Source organism: Streptomyces sp. NPDC047049, from assembly GCF_040643995.1.
In the GTDB taxonomy this organism is placed as follows: Bacteria; Actinomycetota; Actinomycetes; order Streptomycetales; family Streptomycetaceae; genus Streptomyces; species Streptomyces mooreae.
This window is the reverse complement of record NZ_JBEYVM010000002.1, coordinates 274,313-300,759: the sequence shown is the minus strand read 5'-3', so window position 1 is coordinate 300,759 and position 26,447 is coordinate 274,313. Positions and strand designations below refer to the sequence as shown.

The window sequence follows — 26,447 nt, the reverse complement described above, 5'->3', positions numbered from 1 at the left end:
CGCACCATGCACGTCACCCCTGACGCCGGCCCGCTCCGCACAACCGGCCTCATACCCCTGCGCCCCTCGCCGGCCCGCCCCTCCCCGGCCCGGCCGACACCGACACCGGCCCTGATTCCGGCCCCGGCCCTGACCACGGCCCCGGCCGCCGGGCGGGTCGGCACGGCGTACCGGAGCTGAGGATGGCCGCTCCGACCAGCCAGATGGCGCCCGCCGGCCCGCGCGAGAGTGTGCGGGCCCGCAGCGCCAAGCGCTTCATCGTCGGCATCGCTGCCATTGCCGCCCTCGGCGGCGCCCTGTTCGGCTACGACACCGGAGTGATCTCCGGCGCCCTCCCCTTCATGGAGGGCCATTTCGGCCTCACCTCTCTGGGCGAAGGCATCATCACCAGCGCGCTGCTGATCGGCGCGGCCTTCGGTTCGCTGATCGGCGGACGGATGGCCGATGCGCTGGGCCGGCGCGACTCCCTGCTGTGGGCGGGCTCCGTGTTCATCGGCGGTGCGCTGGCCGTCGCGCTCTCGCCGAGCGTCCCCTTCATGACCGTGGCGCGCTTCGTCCTCGGGCTCGCCGTCGGCAGCGCCTCCGTCATCACCCCGCTGTACCTGTCCGAGATCGCGCCCCCGCACATCCGCGGCCGGCTGGTCTCCTTCAATTCGCTGATGATCGTCAGCGGTCAGCTGCTCGCCTACCTCATCAATGCCGTTCTGGCGCACTGGGCGGCCTGGCGCTGGATGCTGGGCCTCGCGGCGCTGCCCGCCGTGGCCCTGTTCGCGGGGCTGTTCTTCCTGCCCGACACACCGCGCTGGTACATCAGCAAGGGCCGGCCGGACGAGGCGGGCCGGGTGCTGCACCGTACGCTGCCCGCCGAGGACGTACCCGCCGAGCTGGCCCGTATCGATCAGGCCCGCGCACTGGAGGCCGACGCCCGGCGCGGCGCCTGGCAGCAGCTGCGCACCCCGTGGGTGCGGCGGCTGCTGCTGGTCGGGATCGGTCTGGCGGCCGTCCAGCAGATCACCGGGGTCAACGCCGTGGTCTACTTCGCGCCCAAGATCCTGGCGTCGACCGGTCTGGGCACCGGCGCCTCGATCACCGCCACCATCGCGGTCGGCGCGATCTCCGTCCTGGCCACGGCGATCGGGATGTCCCTGATCGACCGGGTCGGCCGGCGGCCCATGCTGCTCGCGGGGCTGGCCGGTATGGCCGTCTCGCTCGCCCTGCTCGGTGCCGCCTTCCGCCTTCCGCACTCCACCGCCGTCAGCGCCCTCGTGCTCGGCCTGATGGTTCTCTACATGGCGTTCATGCAGGCCACCCTCAACACCGGCGTCTGGCTGCTGCTCGCCGAGATGTTCCCGCTGAAGGTGCGCGGACTGGCCATGGGCGCCGCGGTGTTCATGATGTGGATGGTCAACTTCGGGGTCGCGCTGGCCTTCCCGCTGCTGCTCGACGCGGTCGGCGCGGGCACCACGTTCTGGTTCTTCGGCGTGATGTGTGTGCTGTCCCTGGTCTTCTGCAAGCGGTACGCACCGGAGACGAAGGGGCTGGCCCTGGAGGATCTGGAGCACGAGCTGCGCAAGGCGGCCACGAAGGCGGCACCGGGCACGAGGAGCCCGAGCGGCAGCCCGAACGGGACCCCCGGCGGGAGTCCGGGCCGAAGCCCCGGCGGGAGTCCGGGCCAAAGCTGACGGCGGCGCGCGCCACGGCGCGCGCCAAGTGCCGGCGCGCGCCAAGTGCCGAGGCATTGCCGGAACCGCGCGCCGCTTGCCCGGCGTCAGAACGGGTGGAATCACATCCAACGGGGGAAACGGGGGAATTCGTGAATGCCAACTCTCTCAGCCAAGCCGTCAGGCGCACGGCCGTCCTGGCCGCGACCGCGGGGCTGCTGACCGCCGGACTGCTCGCCGGTCCGGCGTCCGCCGACAGTCCGGCGGCCGGCCGGCCCGGCCCGCTGGCCGCCTGCGCGTACTACAACGGAACTGCCCTCACCGTCTACGGTCAGCGCGGCGACCGCGTCTCGCAGGTGCAGTGCCTGCTGGCGAACCGCCGCTATCTCCCGTGGGGAGATGTGACCGGCTACTTCGGTCCCAAGACCCTGGCCGCGGTGAAGAAGTTCCAGTCCCGGCATCATCTGACCGCCAACGGCAAGGTCGACAAGAAGACCTGGCGGGCGCTCTACGCCTGATCGCCTGACCCGCCGCGCTGCGGGCCGGACAGTCTGACAGCGGGCTGCCCGGCCGGCAGGGCCGCTGCTGGTGTACATGTACGTGTGGCGGGCCGGTTCCCCAGCGGGGGGGCCGGCCCGCCGCACGCCGTTTCGCCCCGGGCCCGCCGCCGGCCTTGTCGCGGGGCCACCGCCGCTCCGTCCCCCGCCTTTCGGGCCCTCCCGGCCCGTTCCTGGCCGCTTCGCACCCCTTCCGGTCCGTCCCGCCCCCGCTCCGGTCCGTCCCGCCCCCGTCACAGCCATCCGGCTCGCGTCACGGCTGTCACCGTTACGCGGGGCTTCCGTCACAGCCGATCAACAGCCCCTCCCCCATGGTTACTCGGTGTCGTTGTCCAGGCACAGGGTGAGTGATCACCAGGCCGTACGCAGCCCCCTGCCGGTTCCTCCGGGCCGACCCTGCGTACGGCTCTCAGGAGGTGGCAGAGATGACCGACCGCAAGCTCTGGTCGTACAAGGAGATCGCCGCGCACATCCAGGTGCAGCCGGACACCGTGCGCTCCTACCGCAAGCACGGGCTGCTGCCCGAACCGGATCTGGTGGAGGGCGGGAAACCGTACTGGTTCGCCGACACGGTCAGAGCGTGGGTGGCGCAGCGGCCGGGCCAGCGCGGCCGGCGCTGAGAGCCACCGGTACGTACGGCCCGGGCCCCGCTCCCGGGCGACGCCGGGGCCCGGGCGGCACCCACCCGTCAGGCTTCCCCGGCTCTACGATCGAGGTATGCCCCGGAGCTCCCCAGCAGCGGCACCCGCCCGGATCGCGGTGATCGGCGGCGGCGCGATCGGTGGCTACACCGCGGCCCTCGCGCGCTGGGCCGGGCTCGACGTCACGCTGTGCGTACGCAGCCCGCTGGACGGTCTGAGCATCGAGAGCGGCGGCACGGTCCGGCCCGCCGCGGTGCGTATCGTCACCGATCCGGCGCAGGTGGGGCCGGTCGACTGGGTGCTGCTGACCACCAAGGCGCAGGACACCGCGGGCGCCGAGGGCTGGTTGCGGCGGCTGTGCGGCCGGGACACCGCGGTCGCGGTGCTGCAGAACGGCATCGGCCTGGAGGAGCGTGTCGCTCCGCTCGTTCCCCGGGGCACGCGCATCCTCCCCACCGTGGTCTACATCTCGGCGGAGCGCACCGCGCCCGGCCGGGTCCTGCATCACGTCGCCAGTGAACTGCATGTGCCCGAGGGTCCGTTGGCGGACCGGTTTGCCGCCCTGCTGGACGGCAGCGAGCTGCGGGTGCATCGCGTGCCGGACTTCACCACGGCCGCCTGGCGCAAGTTGTTCACCAACCTCGCGGCCAATCCGATCACGGCTCTTCTCCAGCAGCGGACAGGGATCTTCGCCGACCCGGAGATGGCCGCGCTCACCCGCGATCTGCTGCGCGAGGCGGCCGTCGTCGCGCGCGCCGAGGGGGCGGACATCGGCGAGGCGGACATCTCGCGGACGCTTGAGCTGTACGCCACGGCGCCTCGGGACGGCGGTTCCTCGATGCTCTACGACCGCCTGGCGGGCCGTCCGCTGGAGCATGAGTTCCTCACCGGCGCGGTGGTCAGGGCCGGTGAACGGCACGGCATCGCCACTCCGCTGAACCGGATGCTGCTGACCCTGCTGCGGGCAGTGGACCGCGAACTGCGGGGCGGGAAGGCGTAGGGGGCCGGATGGGCGTAGGGGGCCGGATGGGCGTAGGGGGCCGGATGGGCGTAGGGGGCCGGGCGGGACGGGCGGGCGTGCGCCGGGCGGACGCCCCGGGCAAGGATGCTCAGCCGTGGGTCAGACGGTCCGGGGTGGTGCCGTGGAGCCTCTGATCTCCAGTTCCGGGGGCACGAGTTGCTGCCCGGCCGGGGCCTCGGGGTGCTCCATGCGGTCCAGGAGGCAGCGCGCCGCCCGCCGGCCGACCTCGTGGCTGGCGTTGTTCACCGAGTTGAGCCAGAGGTGGCGGATGCGGGCGAGGTAGGTGTTGTCGTAGCCGACGAGGGAGAGATCGGCGGGGACATCGAGCCCCAGCTCCTGGGCGGCGGACAGCGCGCCGACGCCGGAGATGTCGTTGAACGCGAAGACGGCGGTGGGACGTTCGGCGGTGGGATCTCCGGTGACAGGGCCTCCGGGGAAAGGGCCTCCGGGGGCAGGGCGTCCGGGGGCACGCGAGGGGTGGAGCAGCCGGACGGCCGCACGGTAGCCGCCCTCCTCGGTTCCGTCGCCGCTCTCCACGACGGCGCTCGCCGACGGGCCGTGGGAGCGTATGGCGGCCTCGAAGCCGCGGCGGCGCAGCTCGCCGACCTGTCCCTGTCCGGCGATATGGGCGAGGCGCCGGTGGCCGAGGGCGAGGAGGTGTTCGGTGGCGAGCCGGGCGCCGCGCTCATCGTCGTTGGCGACGAGGTCGACGCGCGGCAGCCGCGGTTCGTGGTTGCCGGCGATGACGGTCGGCAGCCGCTCCGCGACCTCGGCGAGGCCGTCGGTGTCCGGGAGCTGGCCGACGATGACGATGCCGTCGACCCGCAGCTCCTGGAAGGTACGGGCGAAGTCCTGACCGGCCCGCCGGTCCAGTCGGGCGTCGATCATCAGCATCCGCAGACCGTGCGCCTGCAGCAGGGAGTTCAGGCCGTCCAGCACCTCGACGAACCAGGGGTTGCGCATATCGTGCAGCAGCACGCCGACCGTGTGGGTGCGGCGTGCGGCCAGGCTGCGGGCCGCGGCGTTCGGCCGGTAGCCCAGTTCCTCGATCGCCGCCAGCACGGCCTGCCGCCTGGCCGCACTGACCCGCGGTGAGCCCTGCAGCACGAGCGAGACGAGCGACTTGGAGACGCCCGCGCGCTCGGCGACACCGCGGATCGTCGGATGCCGGTCCGCTCCCGGCCGCTCGCCGGAACGTGCACGGTCCCGCTCTCCGGGCGGCTCGTCCGGCTGCCCTGCGGCTTGCCCGTCGGCGCACTGGTTGGACCGTTCCATAGGCCGAGCCTCCCATCGGGCCGGATCGACGTCAACGCACCACCAAGCGACCACCAAACGACGCTGCGGAATGGTTGACATGCAGACATCAGGACATGCAGGGTGCCCGTGAAAGCGACGGTTGGACCGTTCCAACGGTCCCGGAAGCCCCTCCCCCGGAAAGGACCCGAGGCATGAAGATCGGTCTGATCGGCACCGGGCGCATCGGCGCGTTCCATGCCCGCACCCTGCTGAGCGTCCCGGGCGTCACCGGCATCACCGTCGCGGATGCGGACCCCGCACGCGCCGCATCGCTGGCCGAGACCCTGGGTGTACGGCCTGCGGCGAGCGTCGGGGAGATGTACGCGGACGGCCTCGACGGCGTAGTGATCACCGCCGCGACCAGTGCACACGCCACGCTGATCCACCAGGCCCTGGACGCCGGGGTGCCGGTGTTCTGCGAGAAGCCGGTTGCGCTGGACGTGCCGGGCACCGTCGGCGTGGTGGAGCGGGCGCGGGCCGGCTCCGTGCCGGTACAGATCGGTTTCCAGCGCCGCTTCGACGCGGGTTACCGCGCCGCCCGCGAGGCGCTGCACTCCGGTGAGCTGGGCTGGCTGCACACCCTGCGGGCCTGCACCAGCGACCGGACGCCCCCGCCCGCCGGCTATATCCCCACCTCCGGCGGGCTGTTCCGGGACTGCAGCATCCATGACTTCGACATCCTGCGCTGGCTCACCGGCCGGGAGGTGGTCTCGGTCTACGCCCAGGGCGCCAACCGCGGCGCACCCTTCTTCGCCGAGGGCGACGACGTGGACACCTGCGCGGCGCTGCTGCGCTTCGACGACGACACCCTGGCCACCGTCACGGCGACCCGCTACAACGGCGCGGGCCATGACGTCCGGCTGGAGGTCTGCGGCTCCGAGGGCGCCCGTTTCGTCGGCCTCGACGACCGTGCGCCGCTGCCCTCCGCCGAGCCGGAGCTGTCGTGGCAGCGGGCGGCGGACCCGTACGCCACGTTCATGGAGCGCTTCCACGACGCCTACGTCACCGAGCTGGGCGCCTTCGCCGAGGTCGCGGCGGGGCGTGCCCCGAGCCCGTGCTCGCCCGCGGAGGCCCTGGAGGCGCTGTACATCGCCGAGGCGTGTGAGCGTTCGCGGCGCACGGGCGAGCCGGTGGCCGTGGCGGATGTACGGGCCACCGCGGGTGAGGCATCCCACCCAAAAAATCACTCTGCGTAACAATGCCATGACTGCACTGTAGGTCCACCCACTGACAATCGCGCCGACGCGGTGGCCGAGGCCCGGCCGCCCCGTCCCTCACCCCGCCCCTCGCCCCGGCCGCCGTCGCCTCCTTCGGAGGTTCCGCCGCTCTCACCCTCGCCGCTCTCCTCCGGCGGGTCGCGCAGGGTGCGGCGGCGGGCGGCCCACTGGATCGCGGCGCCGGCGGCGGCGACCGCGCAGGAGACTCCGAAGCCGACGCCGACGGCGTAGAGGGGGCGGCCGGTGGTGGCGGTGCCCACGTAGCCGAGGCCGACCGAGTACGTCGCCCAGGTCGCCTCGGCGATGGCGGCGCCGAGTACGTATTTGCGCAGCGGGTAGCGCAGCACTCCGGAGGCCAGGGCGCCGACGATCCGGCCGCTGGGCAGGAACCGGACGGCGATCACGAAGGGCAGGCCGTAGCGCTGGATGCGGCCCGAGGTCCATTCCAGCAGTGCCCGGCGGCGGGGGTTGTGGCGCATCCAGGCCCGTACGGGCCCGCCGAAGCGGCGTGCGGCGGCGTACATGAGGAGGTCCCCGAGCAGTGCGCTGCCCCCGACGGTCAGCAGGACGAGGGGGAGGAAGACCTCGCCCCGGGAGGCGAGTACTCCGGTCGTGACAAGGAGCGCCGAGTTGGGGATCAGTGGTGGCAGCGTGGTGAGCACCAGCAGGCCGTAGAGGGCGAGTACGTCCATACGGCCGCCTCCTCGGATCCGCCCCGAGCCCGTATATCCCAAGGCTGACGCGTGGCGGGGCGTGCGGCAACGCGGTGGGGCGCGGGGGCAGCGCGGCGGGTGCACCCGGAAGCTGGATTGATACCCCCTAGGGGTATAAAGTACCGAGCGTCGGGAGGCGCCGGGTTCTGCCGGAGCCAGCCACTCACGGTGCGGCACACCTCCCTGGCACGTGACAGCACACGGAACACACAGCACCACACTGCACGCACGAGCACCACGCGGAACACATCGGCACCACAAGGAGATCCCCCATGACCGAGAACGGCTCCTGCTGCACCCCCGAAGGCTCCTGCCAGTCCGGCGGCACCGACGTCCAGGTCGGCGAGGTGACCACCACGTACCGGGTCACCGGCATGACCTGCGGCCACTGCGAGGGGGCGGTGTCGTCCGAGATCGGTGAGCTCGCCGGGGTGAGTTCGGTACAGGCGGTCGCGGCCATCGGCCTGGTGACCGTGACGTCCAAGGCGCCGCTGGACGAGGACGCGGTGCGGGCGGCCGTCGACGAGGCCGGCTACGAGCTCGCGGGACAGGTGGCCTGACGCGCCACGCCGGACCTCCCGGGTTACCCGCAGCGGACCCCGGAGCTCCCCACGGCCCCGCGCCCGGGAAATTTCACACGGCCCTTACAACCGGCACAACACCCATACCCAAGGGTCTCGATCTCCCTATGGAGGCCCTTGACCGCATTCGCCCCCATATGGCAAGAGACCCAGATCACACTCATCCGAACGTAACCATTGAGGGGGGTCGCGAGTCTAACCGGGCAAGTGCAGGCACCCCGGCGGGGCTTGCACTGCACAGCCGGGCTGATCTTGGGGGATCGTGCCCGGCTACGCGTGGCCGGGGCGACGTGCCCGGGGAGCTTTGAGCGGCCCTCCCGAATGTGCGCGTCCCGGCAGATCGCGGTGCAACCCGGAACGCCCGGACGGATCCCGTGGGGGGAATCCAACCGGGACAAGGGAAGCGCCCCGCGCTCTGGACCCGTGGGGGGATCCGGAGGCGGGGCGCTTCTTTTTTGCGTGCGGGGAGCCGGCCTCGGAGGGGTCAGCGCTCCTGGACCGGCACGAAGTCGCGCTCGACGACACCGGTGTAGATCTGCCGCGGGCGGCCGATGCGGGAGCCGGGCTCCTTGATCATCTCGTGCCACTGGGCGATCCAGCCGGGCAGCCGGCCGAGCGCGAAGAGCACGGTGAACATCTCGGTCGGGAAGCCCATGGCCCGGTAGATCAGGCCGGTGTAGAAGTCGACGTTCGGGTAGAGCTTGCGCTCGACGAAGTAGTCGTCGGACAGCGCGTGCTCCTCCAGCTTGAGGGCGATGTCCAGCAGCTCGTCGGACTTGCCGAGCGCGGAGAGGACGTCGTGCGCCGCCGCCTTGATGATCTTCGCGCGGGGGTCGAAGTTCTTGTAGACGCGGTGCCCGAAGCCCATGAGCTTCACGCCGTCTTCCTTGTTCTTCACCTTGCGGATGAAGGAGTCGACGTCGCCGCCGCTGGCCTGGATGCCCTCCAGCATCTCCAGCACGGACTGGTTGGCGCCGCCGTGCAGGGGGCCCCACAGGGCGTTGATGCCGGCCGAGATCGAGGCGAAGAGGTTCGCCTGCGAGGAGCCGACCAGGCGGACCGTGGAGGTGGAGCAGTTCTGCTCGTGGTCGGCGTGCAGGATCAGCAGCTTGTCGAGGGCGTTGACCACCACGGGGTCGAGGTCGTAGTCCGCGGCGGGCACCGAGAAGGTCATACGCAGGAAGTTCTCGACGTACCCGAGGTCGTTGCTCGGGTAGACGACCGGGTGGCCGACCGACTTCTTGAACGCGTAGGCCGCGATCGTCGGGAGCTTGGCCAGCAGCCGGATCGTGGAGATGTGGCGCTGCTGCTCGTCGAACGGGTTGTGGCTGTCCTGGTAGAAGGTCGACAGCGCGCTGACGACCGAGGACAGCATCGCCATCGGGTGGGCGTCCCGGGGGAAGCCGTCGTAGAAGCGCTTGACGTCCTCGTGGAGCAGGGTGTGGTAGGTGATGTCCTGCTTGAAGTTCGCCAGCTCATCGACGGTGGGCAGCTCACCGTGGATGAGGAGGTACGCGGTCTCGACGAACGTGCTGCGCTCTGCGAGCTGCTCGATCGGGTAGCCGCGGTAACGAAGAATCCCGTTCTCACCGTCGAGATAGGTGATCGCGGATTTATACGCCGCGGTGTTGCCGTAACCGGAATCCAGGGTCACCAGACCGGTCTGGGCGCGAAGCTTCGAGATATCGAAGCCCTTGTCGCCAACGGTGCTGTCGACGACCGGGTAGCTGTATTCGCCGTCCCCGTAACGCAGTACTACAGAGTTGTCGCTCACGTCATCCCTCACCGACGTTGTGCCTCTTCTTCGAGGTGCCCTGACTGCCTATACCTTCCCCCATTTGGGCCTTGGTTGTGCACTCGGGGTCGGCCATAGGGCCTGTCTGCGGCACTCAGTGCCGTCTGAGTGCCCATCCTGCCCCCCTTCGCCCCGAATGGGAAAGAGGGGGGACCTCTCATATCGCACCGGCGAGCCGGTGATCGAGCGCCGTACACCGCCGACCGGCGGATACCGTGCGGACGGCCTGCCCCAGGGCCTTGCGGGAGCCGACGAGCACCACCAAGCGCTTTGCCCGGGTCACGGCGGTATACAGCAAATTGCGCTGCAGCATCATCCAGGCACTGGTGGTGACCGGAATCACCACCGCTGGATACTCACTACCCTGCGAGCGGTGGATCGTCACGGCATAGGCGTGGGCGAGTTCGTCGAGTTCATCGAAGTCATACGGAATCTCCTCGTCCTCGTCGGTGCGCACGGTCAGCCGCTGCTCGTCACCGTCCAGGGCGGTGACCACGCCGACCGTGCCGTTGAAGACGCCGTTGAGGCCTTTTTCGTAGTTGTTCCTGATCTGGGTGACCTTGTCGCCGACGCGGAAGACCCGGCCGCCGAAGCGGCGCTCGGGCAGGTCGGGGCGGGCGGGGGTGACGGCCTGCTGGAGCAGGCCGTTCAGGGCGCCCGCACCGACCGGGCCGCGGTGCATCGGGGTGAGCACCTGGACGTCCCGGCGCGGGTCGAGGCCGAACTTCGCCGGGATCCGGCGGGCCGCGACGTCCACCGCCAGCCGTCCGGCCTCCTCGGCGTCCTCCTCGGCGAACAGGAAGAAGTCCGTCAGTCCGGTGGTCAGGGGCGGGACGCCGGAGTTGATGCGGTGGGCGTTGGTGACCACCCCTGACTGCTGGGCCTGGCGGAAGATCCGGGTCAGCCGGACGGCCGGCACGGTCCCTCCCGTCGCCCGACCACCACCGCTGTCAGACCCGCTACGCGCGGCCCCTCCCCCGGCGAGCAGATCGCGCAGCACCTCGCCCGCCCCCACCGACGGCAGCTGGTCGACATCCCCGACCAGCAGCAGATGGGCGCCCGGCGGCACCGCCTTGACCAGCTTGTTCGCGAGCAGCAGGTCCAGCATCGAGGCCTCGTCGACCACCACCAGATCGGCGTCCAGCGGCCGGTCGGCGTCATAGGCGGCGTCCCCGCCGGGCTTGAGCTCCAGGAGCCGGTGGACCGTGGAGGCCTCGGCGCCGGTCAGCTCCGAGAGCCGCTTGGCCGCCCGGCCCGTGGGCGCCGCCAGCACCACGGTGGCTTTCTTGGCGCGGGCCAGCTCGACGACGGAACGGACCGTGAAGGACTTTCCGCAGCCCGGCCCGCCCGTGAGCACCGCGACCTTCCGGGTCAGCGCCAGCCGCACCGCCTGCTGCTGCTCGGGGGCCAGCTCGGCGCCCGTCCGCCGCGCCAGCCAGGCCAGTGCCTTGTCCCAGTCGACGTCCCGGAACGCCGGCATCCGGTCCTCGTCCGTGCGCAGCAGCCGGGACAGCCGGCCGGCCAGGGAGATCTCGGCGCGGTGGAAGGGCACCAGGTAGACGGCGGTGACCGGCGGCGCGCCGTCCCCGTCGCCCGGCACCTGCTCGCGGACCACGCCCTCCGGGTCCGCGGCGAGCTCGCCCAGGCAGTCGATGACCAGGCCGGTGTCCACCTGGAGCAACTTCACCGCGTCGGCGATCAGTTGTTCCTCGGGCAGGAAGCAGTGGCCCTGGTCCGTGGACTGCGACAGCGCGTACTGCAGGCCCGCCTTGACGCGGTCGGGGCTGTCGTGCGGAATGCCCACGGACTGGGCGATGCGGTCGGCGGTCAGGAAGCCGATGCCCCAGACGTCGGCGGCCAGGCGGTAGGGCTGGTTGCGGACGACGGAGATGGAGGCGTCGCCGTACTTCTTGTAGATCCGCACCGCGATGGAGGTGGACACGCCGACGTCCTGGAGGAAGACCATGACCTCCTTGATGGCCTTCTGCTCCTCCCAGGCGGCACCGATCATCTTGGTGCGCTTGGGGCCCAGGCCCGGTACTTCCACCAGGCGCGCGGGGGTGGTCTCGATGACGTCGAGGGTGTCCGTGCCGAAGTGCTCGACGATGCGGTCGGCGATCCGCGGGCCGATGCCCTTGATCAGGCCGGAGCCCAGGTAGCGGCGGATGCCCTGGATGGTGGCGGGCAGGACGGTGGTGTAGTTCTCGACGGTGAACTGTTTGCCGTACTGGGGGTGGGAGCCCCAGCGGCCCTCCATGCGCAGCGATTCGCCCGGCTGTGCCCCGAGCAGCGCGCCGACGACGGTCAGCAGATCGCCCGCGCCGCGGCCGGTGTCGACCCGCGCGACGGTATAGCCGTTCTCCTCGTTGGCGTAGGTGATCCGCTCCAGGACCCCTTCGAGCACGGCTGCGTTGACCATGGACCGACCGTACCGCCGGGGTCTGACATCGCGCCGGCAGGCGGCGATCCGGAGCGGGCCGGTCCCCGCCGGACCGCTCGCCGGATCGCCGGTGCACCATCGAGGGGCCCGTCCGATGGTCGGGCCCCTCGATTCCCCCTCCACGCCGGTCCCCGGATCCCCCCCGGGCCCCTCCCCTTTCGGGACCAGCGTCAGCTATGACCTTTGTGGGCGGCCAACGGTTGCGCGCATCAGCTGAGTTATTTCTCCGGCACCCGCCGTGTGCATTTCCCGGTCATCCGGCGTGAGCGCCCTCCGGCGCTCGTGCATCGTCCGGCCTGCGTGCCTCGTCCGGCACTCGTGCGTCGTCCGAGTGCCTGCGCCCCCGGCCTGGGCGCGTCATCCGGCGTGCGTGCGCCATCCGGCCTGCGCGCGTCAGCCGACGTGGGTGCGGAAGCGGTCCACGATCTCGGCCAGCACGTCCGTGCCGTCGCGTGCCCACAGCGCCGGGTTGAAAATCTCCACCTCGATCGGCCCCCGGTAGCCGGCCGCGTCGACCCGCTCCCGGAACCACCGCAGATCCACCGCTCCGTCCCCGAGTTGCCCGCGCCCCAGCAGGGCGCCCTCGGGCAGCGGGGTGACCCAGTCGGCGAGCTGGAAGGCGGCGATCCGGGAGGCGGCCTCGGCGCCGGTGCCGCCCGCGCGGGCGATCTGTGTGCCGACGGTGTCGTCCCACCACAGGTGGTAGGTGTCCACGACCACGCCCACCTGTCCGGCGGGGAACCGCTCGGCGAGGTCCAGCGCCTGGGCGAGCGTGGAGACCACACAGCGGTCCGCCGCGTACATCGGGTGCAGGGGTTCGAGAGCCAGCCGGACGCCCCGCTGTAAGGCGTAGGGGCCCAACTCGCCCAGGGCGTCGGCGACCCGCTCCCGGGCGCCGGGCAGGTCCCGGCTGCCGGGTGGCAGCCCGCCGGAGACGAGGACCAGGGTGTCCGTCCCGAGGGCGGCCGCCTCGTCGACGGCCGCCCGGTTGTCGTCCAGGGCGGCCGCGCGCCCGCCCGGATCCGGCGCGGTGAGGAAACCGCCCCGGCACAGGCTGGTGACCCGCAGGCCGGCGTCCCGTACGAGCCGGGCGGCCGCGGCCACCCCGTACTCCTGCACCGGGGCGCGCCACAGCCCCACGCCCCGTACACCGGCCCGCGCACAGCCGTCGGTCAGTTGGGGCAGGGACCACTGCCGGACGGTCTCCTGGCTGAGGCTGAGGCGGCTGAGGAGGCAGAGAGGGCTGTCGCTCATACGTCCTCCGCCTCCGTCCCGTATGCCGCGAGCTCCGTCCCGTGGACCGCGAGGAGTTGCCGCATGCGGTGGGCGGCGAGTTCCGGGTCGGGGAAGAGGCCGAGTCCGTCGGCCAGTTGGTGGGCGCGCCGCAGGTGGGGCAGGGAGCGGGCCGACTGCAGGCCGCCGAGCATGGTGAAGTGGGACTGGTGGCCCGCCAGCCAGGCCAGCAGGACGATGCCGGTCTTGTAGTGGCGGGTGGGTGCCCGGAAGAGGTGCCGGGCGAGCGCGACGGTGGGGTCCAGGGCGGCCCGGAACCCCGCGGTGTCCCCGCTGTCCAGGAGGCGCAGGGCTGCGGCGGCGGGCACGGCGAGCGGGTCGAAGATGCCCAGCAGCGCGTCGCTGGCGCCGTGGTCGTCGCCCGCGATCAGCTCCGGGTAGTGGAAGTCGTCGCCGGTGTAGCAGCGCACCGTCGGCGGCAGCCGGCGGCGCAGCGCCACCTCCCGGCCGGCGTCCAGCAGGGAGACCTTGACGCCGTCCACCTTGGCGGGGTGGTCGGCGATGATCGCGAGGAACGTCTCGGTGGCCGCGTCCAGTTCCGTACTGCCCCAGTAGCCCGCCAGCGCCGGGTCGAACAGGGGGCCGAGCCAGTGCAGGATCACCGGCCGGGCGGCCTGGCGCAGGAGGTGGCCGTAGAGCTCGCGGTAGTCGTCCGGGCCGGTGGCGGCATCGGCCAGCCGGCGGGAGGCCATCAGGACCGGGCGGCCGCCGGCGGCCTCGACGAGGCCGAGCTGTTCCTCGTAGGCGCGCCGGATGTCCGCCAAGGAGGCCGGGTGCGGCGGCAGTTGGTCGGTTCCGGCGCCGCAGGCGAGGAGGCCGCCGACGGCCGCGGCCTCGGCGGCGGTGCGCCGGATCAGCTCGGCGGCGGCGCTCCAGTCCAGGCCCGCACCGCGTTGTGCGGTGTCCATCGCCTCGGCCACGCCCAGGCCGTGCGCCCACAGGTGGTGCCGGAAGGCGAGGGTGGCGTCCCAGTCGACGGCAGCCGGGCCGTCCGGGGTGGTGTCGGCGCGGGGATCGGCGACCACATGGGCGGCGGCGAAGACCGTACGGGAGCGGAGCGGGGGCCGCGCGGAGAACGGGCGGGCGGGGTCCGGCACGTGTCGACGGGTGGAGTCCGGCCCGTGGGGGCGGGTGGCGGGGTCCTTCCCGGGCGGGGGCGGCCCCGCGGGCGCGTTCACCGGCCCGGCGCCGGGACGTCCAGGCGGCGGCCTTCCGCCGAGGACCGCGCCGCCAGTTCGGCGAGCTGGACGCCGCGGGCGCCCGCCGCCAGGTCCCAGCGCCAGGGCTCGTCACGGACGACGTGCCGCAGGAACAGCTCCCACTGCGCCTTGAACGCGTTGTCGAAGACGGCGTTGTCGGGGACCTCGTGCCACTGCGCGCGGAACGGTTCGGTTGCCGGAAGGTCGGGGTTCCAGACCGGTTTGGGGGTGTGGGCGCGGTGCTGGACGCGGCAGTGGCGCAGGCCCGCGACGGCCGACCCTTCGGTGCCGTCGACCTGGAACTCGACCAGTTCGTCGCGGTGCACCCGGACCGCCCAGGAGGAGTTGATCTGGGCGACGATGCCGCCGGACAGCCCGAAGACGCAGTATGCGGCGTCGTCCGCGGTGGCCTCGTACGGGGTGCCCGACTCGTCCCAGCGGCGCGGCAGGTGGGTGGCCAGCTGCGCCTGGACGGTTCTGACCGGCCCGAACAGCTCGTGCAGGACGTACTCCCAGTGCGGGAACATATCGGCCGCGATCCCGCCGCCGTCCTCGGCGCGGTAGTTCCAGGAGGGGCGCTGTGCCTGCTGCCAGTCGCCTTCGAAGACCCAGTAGCCGAACTCGCCCCGTACGGACAGGATCCGGCCGAAGAAGCCGCCCTCGACGAGGCGGCGGAGCTTGCGCAGGCCGGGCAGGAAGAGCTTGTCCTGGACGACGCCGTTCTTGACGCCCGCCTCCTGCGCCAGCCGGGCGAGTTCCAGCGCGCCCGCGTGGCTGCTCGCGGTGGGCTTTTCGACGTAGAGGTGTTTTCCGGCGGCGATCGCCTTCTTCACGGCCTCCTCGCGGGCGGCGGTGATCTGGGCGTCGAAGTAGATGCCGATCGAGTCGTCGCCCAGTACGGCGTCGAGGTCGCAGCTCCAGTGCGCCAGGCCGTGCCGCCCGGCCAGGGCCCGGAGCTTGGGCGCGCTGCGGCCGACGAGCACCGGTTCGGGCCAGATCACCGTGCCGTCGGCCAGTTCGAGGCCGCCCTGTTCCCGCAGGGCGAGGAGGGAGCGCACCAGGTGCTGGCGCTGCCCCATGCGTCCGGTCACGCCGTTCATGGCGATGCGTACGGTCGTGCGTGTCACGGCCCGGCCCCTCTCGCGCACAGCAGGCAGGTGGCAGTCCCGCTCCAGTAAGCGCCTTCCGGGCGGCGGGCGCCAGACCGCGTGGCGGGAGGCGAACACAGGGTCGGGACGAGGGCGGGGGCGGGGCCGGTGCAGAGGCACGGCGGAACGAACGAAGGAATGCATGACGGAACGAATGCCGGAACGAAAGGACGGATGACACGAAAGAGGGATGTGCGGAGGGGCCCCGGCGGCTTACTCTTGACTCAGTCAAGCTTGACTCAGTCAAAGGTGAGGGGCTGGCCATGATCGTCAGGACGCCGTCCGAGGCACCAACCGACCCGCCGACCGGCCGGCCATCCGACACACCGCCCGACGCCCTGTGCGGGGGACGGTCCGATGCCGCGGCCGACGTCCGTGAGCTGCGCAGATTCAACCGCTTCTATACGAATCTGATCGGCGCGCTCGACTACGGGCGGCATCTGTACACCCCGTTCACCCTCACCGAGGCGCGGGTGCTCTACGAGATCGCCAACCATCGGCGGGTGGACGCCGCGGATCTGCGCGCCTCGCTGTCGCTGGACGCCGGCTATCTCAGCCGGCTGCTCGGCAAGTTCGAGGACCGCGAGCTGATCACCCGCGGCAGGTCCGAGCAGGATTCCCGGCGGCAGCGCATCACCCTGACCGAGGACGGCCGGGAGGCGGCCGGCCTGCTGGAGGAGCGCTCCCAGGACGCCGCGGGGACACTGCTGCGGCGGCTGCCGGCCGCGGACCGCGCCCGCCTGGTGGAGGCGATGCGCACCGTCCGCACGCTGCTCGACGAGGGCGGGGAACGGCCCGGCGCAGGGACGGAGCAGCCCGGCGAAGTTACGGAACGACCCGGCAAGGGGGCAGAGCAATCCGGGAACGGGGTAGAGCGGCCCGGCGAGGAGGCACGGCAGCCGCGCGGGGACCGCGCGCCCGGGGTCACGCTGCGCACCTCCCGCCCCGGTGATCTCGGCTGGATGGTGGAGCGCAATGCCGCCCTCTACGCCGCCGAGTACGGCTTCGACCTGAGCTATGAGGCGCTGGTGGCCCGGATCGTCGCGGAGTACGCCGAGGACTTCGACCCGCGGTGGGACCGCACCTGGATAGGGGAGCTGGGCGGGCGGCGCGTGGGCGCGGTGATGTGCGTACGGGACGGCAGACCGGGGGTCGCCCGGCTGCGGCTGCTGCTCGTGGAGCCGGAGGCCCGGGGGCACGGGGCTGGGCGGCAACTCGTCGACGCCTGCATCGAGTTCGCCCGGGAGGCCGGGTACGGCGAGATGGTGCTGTGGACCAACTCCGTCCTCGCCTCGGCCCGCACCCTCTACCAGCGGGCCGGATTCGAGCTGGTCGCCGAGTCGCCGCACCACAGCTTCGGGCAGGACCTGGTCGGCCAGGACTGGCGGCTGACGCTGTGAATCCAGGGTGACGCCGCGAATTCGCGGGGCAGCGCTGTGTTCACAGGTGACGCCGCGAGCCCGCGGGTGACGCCGCGAACCGGCGGGGGACGCCGTGGGTCCACGAATGACGCCGTGCGTCCACGGGTGACGGAGCGGGCAGGCGGGCGATGGAGGAGGGGAGGGTGGGAAGGACGGGAAGGACAGCGATGACGGCGTAAGCGACGCGAAGGAGCGCAGGCATGGCCCCCACGGATCGCACGGACGGCAAGCGCATGGAGAGCGGGCGGGCGGACGACAGGCCCGCGGACAACAAGCACACGGACGGCGGCGGGCGTATGGGCGGCAGGATCCCCGCGATGCGCTATGCGTTTTCGACCCTTGGTGTGCCGGGGATGCCGGTGGCCGAGGTGCTGCGGCTGGCCACGGATGCCGGGTATCAGGGGGTCGAACTGCGGGCCCATCCGGAGGAGCCGGTGCATCCGCTGATCGGGGCGCGGGAACGGGCCGCGGTGCGGGGCCAGTTCGCGGACGCCGGTGTGGAGGTCCTGGCCGTTGCCGGATACGCCCAGGTCGCCGCCGCCCGCGATACCGCGGGCGAGGAGGAGCTGGCGCACGAGCTGACCGAGCTGGTGCTCCTCGCCGCCGATCTGGGGGCGCCGTACGTCCGGGTCTTCCCCGGCGGTGGCGACCGGCCGGCGGCCGAGGCGGACGCGGATGCCGCCCGCCGGCTCGCGGCGGTGGCGCCGCTCGCGGCCGAGCGCGGCGTCCGGGTCCTGCTGGAGACCCACGACTCGCACCGGACCGGTGCGGCCGCCGCCCGGGTGCTGGGCCTGGTGGGGCATCGCCGGATCGGGGCGCTGTGGGATGTGCAGCACAGCTGGCTCGGCGGCGAGGAACCCGTCGACACCCATGCCGCGCTCGCCCCTCATCTGGGCTATGTGCAGGTCAAGGACGTCGCCTCGGCCGAGGAGCGCACCCCCCTCCCGCTCGGCGCCGGCACCCTCCCGCTGGCGGCCGCCCTGGGCACTCTCGCCCGGGAGCCCGAAGGCGCCCACGGCCCCGTACCGGCCCCCGAGGGCACCTACGACCAGGGGTCGGGCGGCTGGCTCTGCTGGGAGTACGAGAAGCGCTGGTATCCGGAAGCGGCCGACCTCCCCGCCCTGCTGGCGCCGGGCCGCGCGTACCTCCAGCGACTCCTCGGCGAAGCCGCCCCGTCCTGACCCCGCACGGTCAGCCTGGCCCGCCCGCCCCGGTCCTGCCCGCGTTGCCCGCCCTGTCAGCTCGTCCGGCGGCCCGCCAGCCGGCCGGTTCCGTCAGCCCGTCCATCCGCCCTGCCCGCTGACCGCCTGCCCGAGGGCCCTGCCCGGCCCTGCCCGGCCCTGCCCTGCCCTGCCCTGCGGCGACGCCGCCGCCCGTCCTGTCAGCTCGTCCGCCGGTTCCGACCGCCTGCCCGCCTGCCCTCCTGCCCCGTCCGCCCGTCCTGCCCTCCGGTCCGCCCACCCACCGGCCCACCGGCCCCGCCCGCCTGACCACCCACCCTGCCAGCCCTCCGCCGCCCCTTCCCGCCTGCTATCCGTCCTCCTCTCCCCCTCCCTCCGGCCGACGCCCCATCACATATTCGCGCCCACCCCGCAATACCTGGGCGCCATCACGAATCGAGTCATTGACCGACAATAGTTTTCCGGCTATCCGTGGCCTTTTGGAAGTTTCCTTCAATGAGCCGAGGAAGCCCTCCGGAAGGAGCGCACATGCACTCCAGACGTACCGTCCTGACCACCGCGGCAGCAGCGGCCGCCGCTGTCGTGGGCGGCGCGAAGCCCTCCATCGGACACCAGCCCCCCTCCCCCGCATCCGCTCCCGTATCCGCCCCCGCCCCCTCCGCCGCCACCCGGGCCCGGTTGCGCCGCCTCATCTCCCGTATGACACCGGAGGAGAAGGCCGGCCAGCTCTTCGTCATGCGGGTCTACGGGCACTCCGCCACCGACCCCGATCCGGCCGACGCCGCCGCGAACCGGCAGGAGATCGGGGTCTCCAACGCCGCCGAGCTGATCGCCAAGTACCACGTCGGCGGCATCATCTACTTCGGCTGGGCGCACAACACCCGTGAGCCGCACCAGATCGCCGACCTGTCCAACGGCATCCAGAAAGCCGCCGCCGCCCAGCGCGTCCCCGTCCCGCTGCTGATCTCCACGGACCAGGAACACGGCATAGTGGCGCGTGTCGGCGCGCCCGCGACGCTCTTCCCCGGGGCGATGGCGCTCGGCGGGGGCGGCTCCCGCGGCGATGCGCACACGGCGGCCAGGATCGCCGGCGCGGAGCTGTACGCCATGGGCATCCGGCAGGACTACGCGCCGGACGCCGATGTCAACATCAACCCCGCCAACCCGGTCATCGGCGTACGGTCCTTCGGCGCGGACCCGCAGGCCGTGGCCCGTATGGTCGCCGCCGAGGTGAAGGGCTATCAGGGCGCCGGGATCGCCTCCTGCGCCAAGCACTTCCCCGGGCACGGCGACACCGACACCGACAGTCATATCGGGCTGCCCTACATCCACCACACGGCCGAGGAGTGGGAGCGGCTGGACGCGCCGCCGTTCAAGGCCGCGATCGCCGCCGGGATCGATTCGATCATGACGGCGCACATCGTCGTGCCCGCCTTCGACCCGGGTGAGGACCCGGCCACCCTCTCCCGGCCGATCCTCACCGGCATCCTGCGCGAACGCCTGGGCTACGACGGTGTGGTGGTGACGGACTCGCTCGGTATGGAGGGCGTACGGAAGAAGTACGGCGACGCCCGGGTGCCGGTGCTCGCCCTCAAGGCCGGTGTCGACCAGCTGCTGAACCCTCCGGACCTCGCCGTGGCGCATGCCGCCGTCCTCAAGGCGCTCCAGGACGGCGAGCTGACCGAGCGGGAGCTCGACGCCAAGCTGATGCGCATCCTGCTGCTCAAGGAGCGGCGCGGACTGTTCAAGGACCCGTACACCACCCACCGCGCGGTGGACCGGGCGGTGGGCACCCGCAGTCATCTGGCCGCCGCGGACCGGATCGCGGACCGCACCACCACGCTGCTGCGCAACGATGCCGGCATCCTGCCGCTCTCCCGGCGACGGGAGCGGCGGGTGCTGGTGGCGGGTGTCGACGCCGCCGCGCCGTCCGGCACCGGCGGGCCGCCCACCACGGTCCTGGCGAGGACCCTCACCGAGCTGGGCTTCACCGCCACCGCGCTCTCCACGGGCATGGCGCCGACCCAGCGGCAGATCGACGAGGCGGTGGCGGCGCTCGGGGAGCGGGACGCGGTGGTGGTGGCGACGTACAACGTGACCGCGGACTCCCGCCAGCGGAAGCTGGTGGCCGCGCTGCTGGCCACGGGCAAGCCGGTGGTGCAGCTGGCGGTCCGCAACCCTTATGACATCGCCTGGCTGGACGGCGTCCGGGCGGCGCTGGCCAGCTACTCCTGGACGGATGTGGAGCTCCGGGCGGCGGCCCGGGTGATCGCCGGCCGGCGGGACCCGGCCGGCCGGCTGCCTGTCGCGATAATGCGCGCCGACGCCCCGGCCCAGGAGCTCTACCGGATCGGCCACGGCCTGACGTACTGACCGGGAGACGGACTCGGCGCGCTCCCCCTGTCCCCGGGGAACGCGCCGTTCCGGTCATCGCGCCGCGGTCGCCGGGCGCTTTGACGCGGCGGCATGCGGCCTCAGACCCTCACCACCTGCCGTCCGGCGGGCCTGCGGGCCTGCGGGCCTCAAGCCCCCCAGCCCCGAGGCCCCACGGCCCCACAGCCCCGAGGCCCCACGGCCTCACGGCCTCACGGCCTCACGGCCTCACGGCCTCACGGCCTCAGCATCGGCATCCGCCGGAGCTCCTGCTTGTCCAGCTGCCTGTCGTACGGCGCCAGCGGTGCGGCCTCGCCGGCCGGGGCCTGGACACCGGCCCAGTCGAGCAGCTCGGCGGTGGCCTTGGTGCGGTCGGCCTCCGCCAGCCTCGCGATGTTCGAGCCGTGGTTGCCGCCGGGCACGGTGAAGACGTACGAGTCCCGGGCCCCCTTGCCGACCTCGAAGTGCTCCGAACTCCACGGGTCGTACTGGCCGTTGACGAACATCATCCGTTCGGCGTGGTGCCGCACCCAGTGGTCGACGTCGGGCATCGCGCGCTTGTCGAAGCGCATCGGGATGTCCTTCGGCACGAACGACCGGGAGTTGTTGATCCCGGGGTACTTCAGCAGGCCGGCCAGCTGCGGATAGCGGTAGCCGGGCTCACCGAGCTGGGTGCCCGCCTGGTAGTAGTACGGCGTGTACGGCTCCATGCCCTGGTCGGTGTAGCTGTCGAAGCCGCCGACCTTGTCCATCCACTTCCACAGGTCGTCCGTGGAGACGGTCGGCTCGGGCACCTCGGCACAGGCGGTCTCGGCCGGCTGGTACTGCCAGAACCCGAACACCAGGTCCGTGACCATGACTTCATAGGCCCGGTCGGCGCTGCCGACGGTCTTGAAGGTCTGCTTCTCCTTGTCGGCCCAGGCCTCGAACCGGGCGACCATCTCCTTGCGGCGCACCAGGGCCTCGCGCTCGATGGCGGCGAGGTCGCCACGGCACTGCGCGGTGCCGACGGTCTTGAAGAACCGGTCGTAGGCGGAGTCCTCGTCGTTGCGTACGTCGTTGGGCGCGACGTAGGCGACGGTGCCGTTCATGTCGTGCGGGAAGAAGCGGCGGTAGTACGTCGCCGTCATGCCGCCCTTGCTGCCGCCGGTGTCGATCCAGTTCTTGTCGTAGATCCGGTGCAGCGCCTGGAAGATGCGGTGCTGGTCGTCGGCGGCCTGCCGGATGTCCAGCTTCTTCCAATCGGTGGGCGTGGGCCGCGACGGGGTGAAGTAGCGGTATTCCAGGGAGACCTGGTTACCGTCGATGATCTTGGTGGGTTCACTGCGGGACGGCGTGGTGTTGACGTTGTACCCGGAGGTGAAGAACACCGTCGGCCGGTCCACCGACTTGTGCAGCAGCGTCAGCCGCTGCTGGAAGGTCCCCTTGGCGGGGTGCCGGTGGTCAACCGGCTGGGTGTAATTCAGTACGAAGTAGCGGTAGCCGTCTACCGGCTTCTCCTCGACGAGGCTCATTCCCGGGATCGCGAGGATCCGGTCCTTGATGTCCCCGGTCTTCGGCTCGGCGGCGGTGGCCGCTCCGGCCGGCGCGCTGCCGGCTCCCGCCGTGCCTATGAGCACCGCGAGTGACAGCAGCCATCTGGTGGCCTTGCGCATGCACCCTCCCCTTGGGATAGCAAAGGTCGGGCTGAACCTATCGGCGCGACGGGGGTGCCACCAGCCCCTGGCGCCGTTCGGCGGATCAGCCGAACGGCGCACCGCCGGTGTGGGGGAGGTACCTCAGACCACTCAGGCCACTCAGGCCTCAGAAACCATCAGCCCCAGCCCTCATGCCTCAGACCTCACGCCGCCAGTTCCTCCTCCTCGCCCGTGAACGTGCGCCACAGCTCCGCGTAGCGGCCGTCGCGGGCCAGGAGTTGGGCATGGCTGCCGTCCTCCGCGATCCGTCCGCGGTCGAGCACCACCACGCGGTCCGCGCGGGCCGCGGTGGTCAGACGGTGGGCGACGATCAGGGTGGTGCGGCGGCGGACGGGCGGGGCCTGGTCCGCACGGGGGGAGCCGAAGGCCTGGGGGCGGGCGGTGGCCCGGTTGACGACGGCTTCGGTGGCCAGGTCCAGGGCGGCGGTGGCCTCGTCCAGCAACAGCACGTCCGGGTCGACGAGTTCGGCGCGGGCCAGCGCCAGCAGCTGCCGCTGCCCGGCCGAGAGGTTACGGCCGCGCTCGGCGATCTCGTGGAGGTAGCCGCCGTCGAGGGTCGCGATCATCGCATGGGCGCCGACGGCCCGCGCGGCGGCCTCCACCTCGGCATCGGTGGCATCCGGGCGGCCGTAGGCGATGGCGTCGCGGACGGTGCCGGCGAAGAGGTAGGACTCCTGGGGGACCACGCCGAGGCGGCGGCGGTAGCCCGTCAGGTCCAGCTCGCGCAGGTCGGTGCCGTCGATCCGGACGGCGCCCGCTGACGGGTCGTAGAACCGTGCGACCAGCTTGACCAGGGTGGACTTGCCGGCGCCGGTCTCGCCGACGAAGGCCACGGTCTGTCCGGCCGGGATGGTCAGGTCGATGCCGGCCAGCGCCGGCTCGTCGCCCTTGCCGTAGTGGAAGTGCACCGCGTCGAAGGCGATGTCGCCCCGCAGCGCGGGCACCTCGCGGGGCCGTTCGGCGGCCGGGGTGGTGGTCGGCTCGCGCAGCAGTTCCTGTATCCGGCCCAGGGAGACGGATGCCTGCTGGTAGCCGTCGAAGACCTGGGAGAGCTGCTGGACGGGGGCGAAGAACAGGTCGATGTAGAGCAGGTAGGCGACCAGCGCGCCGGCGGTGAGGGTGTGGGAGCCGACCCGGTCGGCGCCGACGATCAGCACCAGCGCGGCCGCCACGGACGACAGCAGCTGGACGAACGGGAAGTAGACGGATATCAGGAACTGGCCGCGGACCCGCGCCTGACGGTAGGCGTCGCTGCGGGCGGCGAACCGCTCCGCGCCGCGCCGCTCGCGCCGGAACGCCTGGACGATCCGCAGCCCGGCCACGCTCTCCTGGAGGTCGCCGTTGACGACGCTGATCCGCTCACGGGCCAGCTCGTACGCCTTCACGCTCTGCTTGCGGAAGAAGTACGTGCCGATGATCAGCGGTGGCAGGGTGGCGAAGACGACCAGGGCCAGCTGGAGGTCGATGGCCAGCAGGGCGACGAGTATGCCGAAGAAGGTGAGCATCGAGACCAGGGCGGTGACCAGGCCGGTCTGCAGGAACGTCGACAACGCGTCCACGTCCGTGGTCATCCTGGTCATGATCTTGCCGGACAGTTCGCGCTCGTAGTAGTCGAGCCCGAGGCGCTGGAGCTGCGCGAAGATCTTGAGGCGGAGGGAGTAGAGGACCCGCTCGCCGATCCGTCCGGTCATGCGGTTGCCGCCGACCTGCGCGGCCCACTGCGCCAGGACGACGAGCAGGGCGATCCCGGCGGCGGTCCAGACACCGGCCAGCGCACCGCGCCGGACGCCCTCGTCGATGCCCTGCCGGATCAGGACCGGCAGCAGCAGCCCGGCCAGGGCGTCCAGGGCGACCAGCCCCAGCGCGAAGGCCAGCGGCCCGCCGAAGCCGTGCAGCAGCCGGCGCAGACCGTAGGAGCGCTCGGGGCGCACGGCCCGGTCCTCGTCGACGTCCGGGGTCTCCGTGGCGGGCGGTAGCGCCGCGACCTGGGCGAGGAGTTCGGGGGTCGCGGGGAGCCCGGCCATCGCGGCGCCGATGCCGGGCCCGGCGGCGACGGCCGCGCGGGCCGCCATCCCGGCCCCGCCCGCCTCGGCCTCCTGTTCACGGCGGACCCACAGCTCGGGGGTGATGGCGCCGGCCGCCCCGGGGCGGGCCGCCGCGCCGTCGCCCTCGGGATCCGTCTCCCTCCCGGCCTCGATCCCGGGCTCGGGCTCGGGCTCGGGTTCGGTGGCGTCCGCCGCCCGGTCCTGGGCCGGCAGCCGGCCGTCGGCGAACTCTCCGTCGAAGATCCCGGACGGCTCACCCGCCGGGTCCCACCCGGTGCCGCCCAGCTCCTCCGGGTCGGCCAGCAGCCTGCGGTAGAGCGGACAGCGGTCTTCCAGCTCCTCGGTGGTGCCGATGTCGACCAGCCGTCCGTCGTCCAGGACGGCGACCCGGTCGGCGAGCGCCAGGGTGGAGGCGCGGTGGGCGATGAGCAGTGTGGTCCGGCCCGCCATGACGCCGCGCAGGGCCTCATGGATCTCGTGCTCGACCCGGGCGTCGACCGCCGAGGTCGCGTCGTCCAGCACCAGCAGCCGGGGGTCGGTGAGGATGGCGCGGGCCAGGGCGACGCGCTGCCGCTGGCCGCCGGACAGGGTCAGGCCCTGCTCGCCGACCTTGGTGTCATAGCCCTGGGGAAGCTCCGCTATGAAGCCGTCGGCCTGGGCGGCGCGGGCCGCGGTGCGCACCTGCTCGTCGGTGGCGTCCGGCTGCCCGTAGGCGATGTTGTCGCGTACGGAGTCCGAGAACAGGAAGCTGCTCTCGGGTACCAGGCCGATGGCGGCCCGCAGGGACGGCAGGGTCAGGTCGCGCACATCGTGGCCGCCGACCAGGACCCGGCCGGCCGAGACGTCGTAGAAGCGGGGCAGCAGCAGCGAGAGGGTGGATTTGCCGCTGCCGGACGTGCCGACCACGGCGACCGTCTCACCGGCCTCGATGCGCAGCGAGAGGTCGTCGAGGACGGGGCGGAGGGTCCCGGCCCCGCGCACGCCCCCGCCGCCGCCCTCACCCTTGCCCTCGCCGTCACCCTCGCCCTTGCCGTCCCGTGGTCGCGCGTAGCCGAAGGTGACCCGGTCGAAGACGACCGTGGCCGGGGCGTCGGCGGGCAGTTCGTGCGCGCCGGCCCGCTCCTCGATCGACGGCTCGGTGTCGATCAGCTCGTAGACCCGCTCCACGCCGGCCCGCGCCTGCTGGCCGACGGTCAGCATCATCGCCAGCATCCGGACCGGTCCGACCAGCTGGGCGAGGTAGGTGGAGAAGGCGACGAAGGTGCCGAGGGTGACCTGGCCCTGGGTGGCCATCCAGCCGCCGAGGGCCAGCATCGCGACCTGGCCGAGCGCCGGTACGGCCTGCAGGGCGGGGGTGTAGCGGGCGTTGAGCCGGACCGTGCGCAGGCGTCCGGCGAACAGCCGGCGGCTGACCTCGCGCAGCTTGCCGGTCTCCTGCTCCTCCTGCCCGAAGCCCTTGACGACCCGCACGCCGGAGACCGCGCCGTCCACGACCCCGGCGACGGCGGCGGCCTGCCCCTGGGCGTACCAGGTGGCGGGGAAGAGGCGGGCGCGGCTGCGCTGGGCGATGAACCACAGGGCGGGGGCGACGGCCAGCGCGATGACGGTGAGCAGCGGCGAGAGCACCGCCATCACGACCAGCGAGATCAGGAAGAGCAGGACGTTCCCGATCATCATCGGGAGCATGAACAGCAGGCCCTGGATCAGCTGGAGGTCGCTGGTGGCGCGGCCGACGACCTGGCCGGTGCTCAGCTCGTCCTGCCGCCGGCCGTCGAGCCGGGAGATCGCGCCGAACATCCGGGTCCGCAGGTCGTGCTGGGCGTCCAGGGCGAGCCGGCCGCCGTAGAAGCGGCGGATGTAGGTGAGGACGTAGACCGCGACGGCGGCGACGACCAGCAGGGCGGCCCAGGGGGCGAGGGCGCGCTCGTGCTTGACGATGACGTCGTCGATGATCAGCTTCGGGACGAGCGGGACCAGGGCCAGCACGGCCATCCCGGCGAGCGAGGAGCCGAGGGCGAGCAGCACGTCCTTTTTGTACTGCCAGCAGTCGCGGATCAGCCGCCGCGCCCAGCCCGCTCGTCTCGTATCCGTCCCCGCCACCCGGTGCCTCCCGCGCCTCGACTCCTGACGCCTGGCACCAACACCGCGGGCGGCGGATTTCATCCCGC

Annotated in this window: 18 protein-coding genes; 9 read left to right on the top strand and 9 right to left on the bottom strand. The window is 72.3% G+C overall.

Going from position 1 to position 26,447, the window contains the following annotated elements:
- The first annotated feature begins 182 nt into the window (after positions 1-182).
- The 4 genes from ABZ851_RS05440 (at position 183) to ABZ851_RS05425 (ending at position 3,859) form a co-directional block, all read left to right on the top strand.
- The gene (locus tag ABZ851_RS05440) at positions 183-1,682 is read left to right on the top strand and encodes a sugar porter family MFS transporter (protein ID WP_361122477.1); all 1,500 of its coding nucleotides are present in this window, start codon (positions 183-185) and stop codon (positions 1,680-1,682) included.
- A gap of 131 nt (positions 1,683-1,813) precedes the next feature.
- A complete protein-coding gene (locus ABZ851_RS05435) occupies positions 1,814-2,179 on the top strand; it encodes a peptidoglycan-binding domain-containing protein (RefSeq protein WP_361122474.1) in 366 nt (121 codons plus the stop codon).
- 464 nt (positions 2,180-2,643) lie between these two features.
- A complete protein-coding gene (locus tag ABZ851_RS05430; protein ID WP_086721239.1) occupies positions 2,644-2,838 on the top strand; it encodes a MerR family transcriptional regulator in 195 nt (64 codons plus the stop codon).
- Positions 2,839-2,935: 97 nt separating this feature from the next.
- Positions 2,936-3,859: a 2-dehydropantoate 2-reductase gene (locus ABZ851_RS05425; protein WP_361122470.1), complete on the top strand. Its 924-nt coding sequence runs from the start codon at positions 2,936-2,938 to the stop codon at positions 3,857-3,859.
- Positions 3,860-3,979: 120 nt separating this feature from the next.
- Here ABZ851_RS05425 and ABZ851_RS05420 read toward each other — a convergent pair whose 3' ends face one another.
- The gene (locus ABZ851_RS05420; RefSeq protein WP_361122467.1) at positions 3,980-5,155 is read right to left on the bottom strand and encodes a LacI family DNA-binding transcriptional regulator; all 1,176 of its coding nucleotides are present in this window, start codon (positions 5,153-5,155) and stop codon (positions 3,980-3,982) included.
- A gap of 173 nt (positions 5,156-5,328) precedes the next feature.
- Between ABZ851_RS05420 and ABZ851_RS05415 the strand changes: the two genes are divergently transcribed.
- Positions 5,329-6,372 (top strand): Gfo/Idh/MocA family oxidoreductase, encoded by a 1,044-nt coding sequence (locus ABZ851_RS05415; protein ID WP_361122464.1) that lies wholly within the window; start codon positions 5,329-5,331, stop codon positions 6,370-6,372.
- On the opposite strand, the gene ABZ851_RS05410 is transcribed toward ABZ851_RS05415, so the two are convergent.
- On the bottom strand, positions 6,360-7,085 hold the full coding sequence (locus ABZ851_RS05410) for a VTT domain-containing protein (RefSeq protein ID WP_361122462.1): 726 nt from the start codon (positions 7,083-7,085) through the stop codon (positions 6,360-6,362). The two genes, ABZ851_RS05415 and ABZ851_RS05410, sit on opposite strands and share 13 nt — an antisense overlap.
- Positions 7,086-7,378: 293 nt before the next feature.
- Between ABZ851_RS05410 and ABZ851_RS05405 the strand changes: the two genes are divergently transcribed.
- Positions 7,379-7,666 (top strand): heavy-metal-associated domain-containing protein, encoded by a 288-nt coding sequence (locus ABZ851_RS05405; RefSeq protein ID WP_361122459.1) that lies wholly within the window; start codon positions 7,379-7,381, stop codon positions 7,664-7,666.
- Positions 7,667-8,171: 505 nt separating this feature from the next.
- Here the strand turns inward: ABZ851_RS05405 and ABZ851_RS05400 are convergent.
- The 5 genes from ABZ851_RS05400 to ABZ851_RS05380 all read right to left on the bottom strand — a co-directional run bounded on the left by ABZ851_RS05400 (position 8,172) and on the right by ABZ851_RS05380 (position 15,541).
- Positions 8,172-9,461 carry a citrate synthase gene (locus ABZ851_RS05400; protein WP_088797737.1) on the bottom strand — a complete coding sequence of 430 codons (1,290 nt, stop codon included), beginning with the start codon at positions 9,459-9,461 and terminating at the stop codon, positions 8,172-8,174.
- Positions 9,462-9,639: 178 nt separating this feature from the next.
- Positions 9,640-11,901, bottom strand: a complete 2,262-nt coding sequence (locus ABZ851_RS05395; protein WP_361122454.1) for an ATP-dependent RecD-like DNA helicase — start codon at positions 11,899-11,901, stop codon at positions 9,640-9,642.
- Positions 11,902-12,315: 414 nt separating this feature from the next.
- Complete coding sequence (locus ABZ851_RS05390) at positions 12,316-13,176, bottom strand: sugar phosphate isomerase/epimerase family protein (protein ID WP_361122451.1); 861 nt, start codon at positions 13,174-13,176, stop codon at positions 12,316-12,318.
- Positions 13,173-14,312, bottom strand: a complete 1,140-nt coding sequence (locus ABZ851_RS05385) for a dihydrodipicolinate synthase family protein (protein WP_361122448.1) — start codon at positions 14,310-14,312, stop codon at positions 13,173-13,175. Before ABZ851_RS05385 ends, ABZ851_RS05390 begins: the two co-directional genes overlap by 4 nt.
- A gap of 77 nt (positions 14,313-14,389) precedes the next feature.
- Positions 14,390-15,541: a Gfo/Idh/MocA family oxidoreductase gene (locus tag ABZ851_RS05380; RefSeq protein WP_361122445.1), complete on the bottom strand. Its 1,152-nt coding sequence runs from the start codon at positions 15,539-15,541 to the stop codon at positions 14,390-14,392.
- Between the two features lie 284 nt (positions 15,542-15,825).
- On the opposite strand from ABZ851_RS05380, the gene ABZ851_RS05375 reads away from it, so the two are divergent.
- The 3 genes from ABZ851_RS05375 to ABZ851_RS05365 all read left to right on the top strand — a co-directional run bounded on the left by ABZ851_RS05375 (position 15,826) and on the right by ABZ851_RS05365 (position 20,537).
- The gene (locus tag ABZ851_RS05375; protein WP_361122442.1) at positions 15,826-16,962 is read left to right on the top strand and encodes a helix-turn-helix domain-containing GNAT family N-acetyltransferase; all 1,137 of its coding nucleotides are present in this window, start codon (positions 15,826-15,828) and stop codon (positions 16,960-16,962) included.
- A gap of 338 nt (positions 16,963-17,300) precedes the next feature.
- Complete coding sequence (locus tag ABZ851_RS05370) at positions 17,301-18,164, top strand: sugar phosphate isomerase/epimerase (protein WP_361123735.1); 864 nt, start codon at positions 17,301-17,303, stop codon at positions 18,162-18,164.
- Positions 18,165-18,692: 528 nt separating this feature from the next.
- Entirely contained in the window at positions 18,693-20,537 is a 1,845-nt protein-coding gene (locus ABZ851_RS05365; RefSeq protein ID WP_361122439.1) for a glycoside hydrolase family 3 protein, read from the top strand.
- Positions 20,538-20,773: 236 nt separating this feature from the next.
- Here the strand turns inward: ABZ851_RS05365 and ABZ851_RS05360 are convergent, their stop codons facing one another.
- Both ABZ851_RS05360 and ABZ851_RS05355 read right to left on the bottom strand, forming a co-directional pair.
- Positions 20,774-22,192: a S28 family serine protease gene (locus ABZ851_RS05360; protein WP_361122436.1), complete on the bottom strand. Its 1,419-nt coding sequence runs from the start codon at positions 22,190-22,192 to the stop codon at positions 20,774-20,776.
- 185 nt (positions 22,193-22,377) lie between these two features.
- Positions 22,378-26,379: an ABC transporter ATP-binding protein gene (locus ABZ851_RS05355; protein ID WP_361122433.1), complete on the bottom strand. Its 4,002-nt coding sequence runs from the start codon at positions 26,377-26,379 to the stop codon at positions 22,378-22,380.
- Between the last annotated feature and the right edge of the window lie 68 nt (positions 26,380-26,447).

Bases quoted from the DNA above. Each gene is read 5' to 3' on its own strand.
- ABZ851_RS05440 (WP_361122477.1), top strand. From the start codon at position 183: ATGGCCGCTCCGACCAGCCAGATGGCGCCCGCCGGCCCGCGCGAGAGT.
- ABZ851_RS05430 (WP_086721239.1), top strand. From the start codon at position 2,644: ATGACCGACCGCAAGCTCTGGTCGTACAAGGAGATCGCCGCGCACATC.
- ABZ851_RS05425 (WP_361122470.1), top strand. From the start codon at position 2,936: ATGCCCCGGAGCTCCCCAGCAGCGGCACCCGCCCGGATCGCGGTGATC.
- ABZ851_RS05420 (WP_361122467.1), bottom strand. From the start codon at position 5,155: ATGGAACGGTCCAACCAGTGCGCCGACGGGCAAGCCGCAGGGCAGCCG.
- ABZ851_RS05415 (WP_361122464.1), top strand. From the start codon at position 5,329: ATGAAGATCGGTCTGATCGGCACCGGGCGCATCGGCGCGTTCCATGCC.
- ABZ851_RS05410 (WP_361122462.1), bottom strand. From the start codon at position 7,085: ATGGACGTACTCGCCCTCTACGGCCTGCTGGTGCTCACCACGCTGCCA.
- ABZ851_RS05405 (WP_361122459.1), top strand. From the start codon at position 7,379: ATGACCGAGAACGGCTCCTGCTGCACCCCCGAAGGCTCCTGCCAGTCC.
- ABZ851_RS05395 (WP_361122454.1), bottom strand. From the start codon at position 11,901: ATGGTCAACGCAGCCGTGCTCGAAGGGGTCCTGGAGCGGATCACCTAC.
- ABZ851_RS05390 (WP_361122451.1), bottom strand. From the start codon at position 13,176: ATGAGCGACAGCCCTCTCTGCCTCCTCAGCCGCCTCAGCCTCAGCCAG.
- ABZ851_RS05375 (WP_361122442.1), top strand. From the start codon at position 15,826: ATGATCGTCAGGACGCCGTCCGAGGCACCAACCGACCCGCCGACCGGC.
- ABZ851_RS05370 (WP_361123735.1), top strand. From the start codon at position 17,301: ATGCGCTATGCGTTTTCGACCCTTGGTGTGCCGGGGATGCCGGTGGCC.
- ABZ851_RS05365 (WP_361122439.1), top strand. From the start codon at position 18,693: ATGCACTCCAGACGTACCGTCCTGACCACCGCGGCAGCAGCGGCCGCC.
- ABZ851_RS05360 (WP_361122436.1), bottom strand. From the start codon at position 22,192: ATGCGCAAGGCCACCAGATGGCTGCTGTCACTCGCGGTGCTCATAGGC.